The sequence below is a fragment of the Streptomyces sp. NPDC044061 genome, from assembly GCF_056434305.1.
The window spans coordinates 187,929-195,663 of sequence record NZ_JBWKFL010000007.1; the positions used below are offsets into that span (position 1 = coordinate 187,929).

8 protein-coding genes are annotated in these 7,735 nt (G+C 68.7%); 7 read left to right on the forward strand and 1 reads right to left on the reverse strand.

Translation table 11 applies throughout. The annotated features are described in order from the left end of the window. Positions 1-240 precede the first annotated feature (240 nt). Positions 241-822 (forward strand): hypothetical protein, encoded by a 582-nt coding sequence (locus AC07CM_RS13925; RefSeq protein ID WP_478876604.1) that lies wholly within the window; start codon positions 241-243, stop codon positions 820-822. An 85-nt stretch (positions 823-907) separates the two neighbouring features. Here the strand turns inward: AC07CM_RS13925 and AC07CM_RS13930 are convergent, their stop codons facing one another. Further along, positions 908-1,210, reverse strand: a complete 303-nt coding sequence (locus tag AC07CM_RS13930) for a ferredoxin (RefSeq protein WP_478876605.1) — start codon at positions 1,208-1,210, stop codon at positions 908-910. A gap of 519 nt (positions 1,211-1,729) precedes the next feature. Between AC07CM_RS13930 and arc the strand changes: the two genes are divergently transcribed. The 6 genes from arc to prcA all read left to right on the forward strand — a co-directional run bounded on the left by arc (position 1,730) and on the right by prcA (position 7,590). Continuing rightward, positions 1,730-3,496, forward strand: coding sequence for a proteasome ATPase (gene arc / locus AC07CM_RS13935; RefSeq protein WP_478876606.1), 1,767 nt, complete (start codon positions 1,730-1,732; stop codon positions 3,494-3,496). Positions 3,497-3,728: 232 nt separating this feature from the next. Then, positions 3,729-5,240, forward strand: a complete 1,512-nt coding sequence (gene dop, locus AC07CM_RS13940; protein WP_478876607.1) for a depupylase/deamidase Dop — start codon at positions 3,729-3,731, stop codon at positions 5,238-5,240. 172 nt (positions 5,241-5,412) lie between these two features. Continuing rightward, positions 5,413-5,631 carry a ubiquitin-like protein Pup gene (locus AC07CM_RS13945; protein ID WP_360841292.1) on the forward strand — a complete coding sequence of 73 codons (219 nt, stop codon included), beginning with the start codon at positions 5,413-5,415 and terminating at the stop codon, positions 5,629-5,631. 123 nt (positions 5,632-5,754) lie between these two features. Continuing rightward, complete coding sequence (locus tag AC07CM_RS13950; protein ID WP_478876608.1) at positions 5,755-5,979, forward strand: endonuclease domain-containing protein; 225 nt, start codon at positions 5,755-5,757, stop codon at positions 5,977-5,979. Further along, entirely contained in the window at positions 5,931-6,776 is an 846-nt protein-coding gene (gene prcB / locus AC07CM_RS13955; RefSeq protein WP_478876609.1) for a proteasome subunit beta, read from the forward strand. Before AC07CM_RS13950 ends, prcB begins: the two co-directional genes overlap by 49 nt. A gap of 61 nt (positions 6,777-6,837) precedes the next feature. Next, positions 6,838-7,590 (forward strand): proteasome subunit alpha, encoded by a 753-nt coding sequence (gene prcA / locus AC07CM_RS13960; protein ID WP_478876610.1) that lies wholly within the window; start codon positions 6,838-6,840, stop codon positions 7,588-7,590. Positions 7,591-7,735 lie beyond the last annotated feature (145 nt).

A 7,735-nucleotide genomic window follows, 5' to 3' on the forward strand; every position in this document is an offset into this window, starting at 1 on the left:
CTCCCCCCCCCCCCCCCCCCCCCCCCCTCCCCCTCCCCCCCCCCCCCCCCCCCCCCCCCCCCCCCCCCCCCCCCGGCGCCCTTTCGTTGACACGGCAGCAGGACGTGTACGGCTCCCCGCGCGCGTGACCTCCTCGCCTGCGGGAATTCCGTACCGACCCCGCCGTTCCCCCGCACTGTGACGTGTGGCACCATGCTGGCCACCCCCCCACCGGCACAGCCCTCACAGGAGACACTCCTAGTGCAGCAATCCGCCGTTCCGGAGCTCGGCCACACGCACACCCGGCCCATCCACTGGGTCGCCACCGCCACCGCCGTGGCCGGTGTGATCGCCCTGTCCTCCGTCGTGCAGCCCGGATCGGCCACGGCCGCCCAGCCGGCCACCGGCACCGAGGCCGAGTCCGCCCCCGCCGCCGTGGCACCACCCAGCACCAAGGGCGTGGACTTCCCCCTCGAGTGCGGGCCGGTGAAGGCCGTCGTGGTGAAGCAGGCCACCGGGGACCTCGACGGGGACGGCAGACCGGAAACCGTCGCGGTCGTCCACTGCGACGCCCCCATGGGCACCCCGCCGGACGGGGTCTACGTCCTCACCCCGGGCAAGGACGGCGGCGCGGCCCGCGTCGTCGCCACACTCGTCGACCCCAAGGACCGGCTCACCGTCACCGAGTTCGCCCTGCGCGGGCGGGCCGTCGGCGCCACCCTGCTCGGCTACTCGACGGCCGACGTGCCCAGTTGCTGTCCGGACACGAAGACCCCGGCCAAGTGGCAGTGGAACGGCAGCGCGTTCATCCGCTCCACGACCGCCCCGGCGCACAGCGTGTGACGCTCGGGCGGCCCTCAGCGACCTACGCGCGCGTAGGTCGCCGGGCGGCGCTCACGCGCGCGTGAGGCACCGGCCCGGCCGGGACTCACTCCGCGTCGGGCCCGTACACCTCGACCTTGTCCGAAACCCGGCGCACGTGGATGCACTCGCCGGGACACTCCTTCGCCGAGTCCACCACGTCGGTCAGCAACGGCAGCGGCACCGGCGTCGTGGCCCCGTCGGCCTGGAGCAGCTCGTCGTCCGCGCCCTTCACATAGGCCAGCCCGTCGATGTCCAGCTCGAACACCTCAGGGGCGTACTGGGCGCAGATCCCGTCGCCGGTACACAGGTCCTGGTCGATCCAGACCTCCAGCGCCTCGCCGCCCGGGGCCTCCTGCTGCACGGTCACCTCTCCTGCCGTCGGTTCGCCGGGCGGTCCCCGTGGCACGAAGGCCAGCCGGGTCCGCTCCAGCGGCTGTTGAACACCCCGACCCTACCTCCGCCCGATTTCCGCCCGTGTCCGGCGTGGCAAGGGGTTTCCTCCCCCGTCGCCTCGGGTACCAGCGCCCGACCGGGGAAGGGAGCCCCTGGAGCCGGGGCGAACAGTTCAAGCCGCCCCGGAAGTGACACCGACCGCCTGGACCGTCGCTCTGCGTGATGACCGCCGGAGCGCACTCGAGCCTGCCCGCGTACCGGCCGACCGGCCCGGAACGGACAACTCCGGCCACTCTTGAAGGGTTTTGACCGTCTCGGACAAGGAACAAGCCGCTTCTGAATCACGTTGAGTGGGTATTCCCTCCGTGCGAGAGGGAGCGCACCGGGTGACCGACGACACACCTTGACAGTCTTTGTGATCTAGGGGTTTCAATCGTCACCCACCCAGGTAGGGTCTGGAAGCGTCCAGCTCCCCTTGGAGGAGGTGAGGACCGTGGCAGCCCACGACGACGACATGAACCGCGGCATCCGCCCGGGACGAGGGTCCGAAGACCCGGCCGGGCAGATCGCCTACCTTGAGCAGGAGATCGCCGTCCTGCGACGCAAGCTCGCCGACTCTCCGCGACACACGAGGATTCTCGAAGAGCGGATCGTCGAGCTGCAGACGAACCTGGCCGGCGTGTCCGCCCAGAACGAGCGACTCGCCAACACGCTCCGCGAGGCCCGAGACCAGATCGTGGCCCTCAAGGAAGAGGTCGACCGGCTCGCCCAGCCACCGGCCGGCTTCGGAGTCTTCCTGCAGTCGAACGAGGACGGCACGGCCGACATCTTCACCGGCGGCCGCAAACTGCGGGTGAACGTGAGCCCAAGTGTCGAACTCGACGACCTCAGGCGCGGCCAGGAGGTCATGCTCAACGAAGCGCTCAACGTGGTCGAGGCCATGGAGTTCGAGCGCGTCGGCGACATCGTCACCCTCAAGGAGATCCTCGAGGACGGCGAGCGCGCCCTCGTGCTGGGGCACACCGACGAGGAACGGGTGGTACGGCTCGCCGAGCCGCTGCTGGACGTCACCATCCGCCCCGGCGACGCCCTCCTGCTCGAACCCCGCTCCGGTTACGTCTACGAAGTCGTCCCCAAGAGCGAGGTCGAGGAACTCGTCCTCGAAGAGGTCCCCGACATCGGCTACGAGCAGATCGGCGGCCTCGGCAACCAGATCGAGGCGATCCGCGACGCGGTCGAGCTCCCGTACCTCTACCCGGACCTGTTCAAGGAGCACGAGCTGCGCCCGCCCAAGGGCGTCCTGCTCTACGGCCCTCCCGGCTGCGGCAAGACGCTCATCGCCAAGGCCGTGGCCAACTCGCTCGCCAAGAAGGTCGCCGAGGTGACCGGCCAGGCCGCCGGCAAGAGCTTCTTCCTGAACATCAAGGGCCCCGAGCTGCTCAACAAGTACGTCGGCGAGACCGAGCGGCAGATCCGCCTCGTCTTCCAGCGTGCACGTGAGAAGGCCAGCGAGGGCACCCCCGTGATCGTCTTCTTCGACGAGATGGAGTCCCTCTTCCGCACCCGGGGATCCGGCGTCAGCTCGGACGTGGAGAACACCATCGTCCCGCAGCTCCTCGCCGAGATCGACGGTGTGGAAGGCCTGCAGAACGTGGTGGTCATCGGCGCCTCCAACCGCGAGGACATGATCGACCCCGCCATCCTGCGCCCCGGCCGGCTCGACGTGAAGATCAAGATCGAGCGTCCGGACGCCGAGGCGGCGAAGGACATCTTCGGCAAGTACCTCACCGAGCGGCTCCCGCTGCACGCCGACGACCTCGGCGAGCACGGTGGCAGCAAGGAGACCACCGTCCAGAGCATGATCCAGACGGCGGTCGAGCACATGTACGCCGAATCCGAGGAAAACCGCTTCCTGGAGGTCACCTACGCCAACGGCGACAAGGAAGTCCTCTACTTCAAGGACTTCAATTCCGGCGCCATGATCGAGAACATCGTTGGCCGCGCCAAGAAGATGGCGATCAAGGACTTCCTCGAAAAGAGCCAGAAGGGCCTCCGCGTCTCCCACCTGCTCCAGGCCTGCGTGGACGAGTTCAAGGAGAACGAGGACCTGCCCAACACCACCAACCCGGACGACTGGGCCCGGATCTCCGGAAAGAAGGGCGAACGGATCGTCTACATCCGTACCCTCATCACCGGAAAGCAGGGCGCGGACACCGGACGCTCCATCGACACGGTGGCGAACACCGGTCAGTACCTGTAAAGGCAGGGCGGCTGCGGGTGCCCTCACCGGGTACCCGCAGCCGACTGTTTTTCTGGCCACGACCGGAGCAGGCAATGACGCAAATGATCTCCCCACCAGCGCAAAGGCGTTCTAGGCTCTTTCCTACCGCCGAGTCGCGCAGTGCGGGGACGGGCACCGCACACGCACCGGAGCGCCAGCGGTACTTGAGCGGCGCCCACGACCGAGGGTGCCGCCGGGCAAGGAGGGCCGCATGACCGTACGGCGAGTAATGGGCATCGAGACGGAGTACGGGATCTCCGTCCCCGGTCACCCCAACGCCAATGCCATGCTCACCTCGTCCCAGATCGTCAACGCCTACGCGGCGGCGATGCACCGGGCCCGCCGGGCCCGCTGGGACTTCGAGGAGGAGAACCCGCTGCGAGACGCGCGAGGCTTCGACCTCGCCCGGGAGGCCGCCGACGCCAGCCAGCTCACCGACGAGGACATCGGCCTCGCCAATGTCATCCTCACCAACGGTGCACGCCTCTACGTGGACCACGCCCACCCCGAATACAGCGCCCCCGAGGTCACCAACCCCCGCGACGCCGTCCTCTGGGACAAGGCCGGCGAACGGATCATGGCCGAGGCCGCCGAGCGCGCCGCGCAGCTACCCGGCGCCCAGCCGATCCACCTCTACAAGAACAACACCGACAACAAGGGCGCCTCCTACGGCACGCACGAGAACTACCTGATGAAGCGGGAGACCCCCTTCTCGGACATCGTGCGGCACCTCACGCCCTTCTTCGTCTCCCGTCAGGTCTTCGCCGGAGCGGGCCGCGTCGGCATCGGCCAGGACGGGCACGAACACGGCTTCCAGCTCAGCCAGCGCGCGGACTACTTCGAGGTCGAGGTCGGACTCGAGACCACCCTCAAGCGCCCGATCATCAACACCCGCGACGAACCCCACGCGGACGCGGAGAAGTACCGCCGCCTGCACGTGATCATCGGCGACGCCAACCTCTCCGAGATCTCGACCTACCTCAAGCTGGGTACCACCGCCCTGGTCCTGTCCATGATCGAGGACGGCTTCATCGCCGTCGACCTCGCCGTGGACCAGCCCGTCCGCACGCTCCACCAGGTCTCCCACGACCCTTCCCTCAAGCGCCTGGTCACCCTCCGCAGCGGCCGGACACTGACCGCCGTCCAGCTGCAGATGGAGTACTACGAGCTGTCGCGCAAGTACGTCGAGGAGCGCTTCGGGGCGGACGCCGACGACCAGACCAAGGACGTGCTCTCCCGCTGGGAGGACACTCTCAACCGGCTGGAGCACGATCCGATGAGCCTGGCCGGCGAACTGGACTGGGTCGCCAAGCGCGAGCTGATGGAGGGCTACCGCCGCCGCGACGGCATCGACTGGGACGCCGCCCGTCTGCACCTCGTCGACCTGCAGTACGCGGACGTAAGGGCCGAGAAGGGCCTCTACAACCGCCTGGCGGCCCGCGGGCGCATGAAGCGGCTGCTGGACGAGTCCGAGGTCGACAGGGCCCGTACGAAGCCGCCGGAGGACACGCGCGCCTACTTCCGCGGTCGCTGCCTCGAGCAGTACGCGGACGACGTGGCCGCCGCCTCCTGGGACTCGGTCATCTTCGACCTGCCCGGGCGGGACTCGCTGCAGCGCGTTCCAACCCTGGAACCGCTACGCGGAACGCGAAATCACGTCAAGGAGCTGCTGGACCGCTGTCGCACGGCGGAAGACCTGGTCAGGGTCCTGTCCGGCGGCTGAGCGAGATCGGCGGGTACTCGTACCGCCCCGGGCGGACAGGGTGGAAACCCCACCGCCCGGGAATCATCGAGGTGGCCCCCGCACGTTGTGGAAACTGCGGGGCCGATGTCGGACCCGGCTTGTAGGGTCTGATCATCACCGATCGGCAGGCGAACTGAGCGGGGTGAGGGTTATGGCAACCAAGGACACCGGCGGCGGCCAGCAGAAGGCGACGCACTCGACCGAACAGGCCGAGGAGCAGACGCAGGAAGCACAGGCCTCGGAGGACCTGAAGGAACGGCACGAGAAGCTGTCCGACGACGTGGACTCCGTCCTGGACGAGATCGACGACGTACTCGAGGAGAACGCCGAGGACTTCGTGCGCTCCTTCGTTCAAAAGGGTGGGCAGTAGGCCCACTCTCCCTTCGAATCGAAGGTGGACGGAGATCGAGAGTGCCGGGGGAGTCGGAGGTGAGGCGCTGCGCGCGGTGCGGAGAGGTCAAGCCGCGCGCAGCGTTCGCGACCGGGCGACGCGATGATCGCCGCCCAGCGCGGGCCCTCTGCGAACGCCCCGCCCGGGCATGTGGATCACTGCCACAAGACGGGTAGGGTCCGTGGCGTACTGTGCTTCAACTGCAATTCCGGCTCCGGCCTGTTGAGGGGCGACCCCGACGCCGCACGCCGAGCCGTCGCCTATCTGGAAGGAAACTCGTGGAAGCCAACTCTCGTGGCACCGGGCGTCTACCAGCTGCCTTCCTGACGCCAGGGTCCTCTTCGTTCATGGACTTCCTGTCGGACCACCAGCCCGAGCTGCTGCCCGGCAAGCGGCAGCTGCCGCCCACACAGGGCGTGCTCGAGGCGCCGCACGGGACCACCATCGTGGCCGCGACGTTCCCCGGCGGCGTCGTGCTCGCCGGTGACCGCCGGGCGACCATGGGCAATGTCATCGCACAGCGGGACATCGAGAAGGTGTTCCCGGCGGACGAGTACTCGGCCGTCGGCATCGCCGGCACCGCCGGTCTGGCCGTGGAGATGGTCAAGCTCTTCCAGCTGGAGCTGGAGCACTTCGAGAAGGTCGAGGGCGCGCAGCTGTCGCTCGAGGGCAAGGCGAACAGGCTGTCGACCATGATCCGCTCCAACCTCGGCATGGCCATGCAGGGCCTCGCCGTGGTGCCCCTGTTCGCGGGGTACGACCTGGACCGCGAGAGGGGGCGCATCTTCTCCTACGACGTCACCGGCGGCCGTTCGGAGGAGCACAACTTCGCGGCGACCGGCTCCGGCTCGATCTTCGCGCGGGGCGCGATGAAGAAGCTGTTCCGCGACGATCTGTCCGAGGAGCAGGCCACGACCCTGGTGGTCCAGGCCCTGTACGACGCGGCAGACGACGACTCGGCGACCGGTGGTCCCGATGTCGCCCGCCGGATCTACCCGATCATCACCGTGATCACCGAGGGCGGCTTCCGCAGGCTCACCGAGGAGGAGTCCTCCGAGCTGTCCCGTGCGGTGCTCCAGCGGCGCCTGGAGGAGCCCGACGGTCCCAAGGCCGCCCTGCTCTGAGCGCGGGCCCGGTTCTTATCCAGGTGATCCAGTGACCATGACAGAAAGGGACGGATAACCGGTGTCGACGCCGTTCTATGTCTCACCCCAGCAGGCCATGGCCGACCGGGCCGAGTACGCCCGCAAGGGCATCGCCCGTGGCCGCAGCCTGGTCGTGCTGCAGTACGCCGACGGCATCGTCTTCGTCGGCGAGAACCCGTCCCGCGCGCTGCACAAGTTCAGCGAGATCTACGACCGGATCGGCTTCGCGGCCGCCGGCAAGTACAACGAGTACGAGAACCTGCGCATCGGCGGCGTCCGCTATGCCGACCTGCGTGGTTACACCTACGACCGTGACGACGTCACCGCGCGGGGACTGGCCAACGTCTACGCGCAGACGCTGGGCACGATCTTCTCCTCGGCGGCCGAGAAGCCGTACGAGGTGGAGCTGGTCGTCGCCGAGGTCGGGGAGACGCCGGAGGGCGACCAGATCTACCGGCTGCCGCACGACGGTTCCATCGTGGACGAGCACGGCTCGGTCGCGGTGGGCGGTAACGCCGAGCAGATCAGCGGTTTCCTGGATCAGCGCCATCGTGACGGGATGTCGCTGGCCGAGGCCCTGAAGCTGGCCGTGCAGGCCCTGTCCCGCGACACCAACGGCAGCGAGCGGGAGATCCCCGCCGAGCGCCTGGAGGTGGCGGTGCTGGATCGCACGCGCCCGCAGCAGCGCAAGTTCAAGCGGATCGTGGGCCGTCAGCTCGCCCGTCTTCTCGAGGCGGACGGCGCGGCCACGGAGGCGGAGAGCTCCGAGGAGGAGAACTCCGAGGAGGAGTAGTCCGCTCCGGCACCAGCTCACCCTTCGCGGCCCGGCCGTCCTCGGGCGGGGGGGGGGGGGTTTTCGGGGGTCATGGGGACGTGGGGGAGCCGGGTGCTGGGGCGGTCCTCGTGTTTGCACCCGCGGGTGGGGGTTTTTGCTAGGG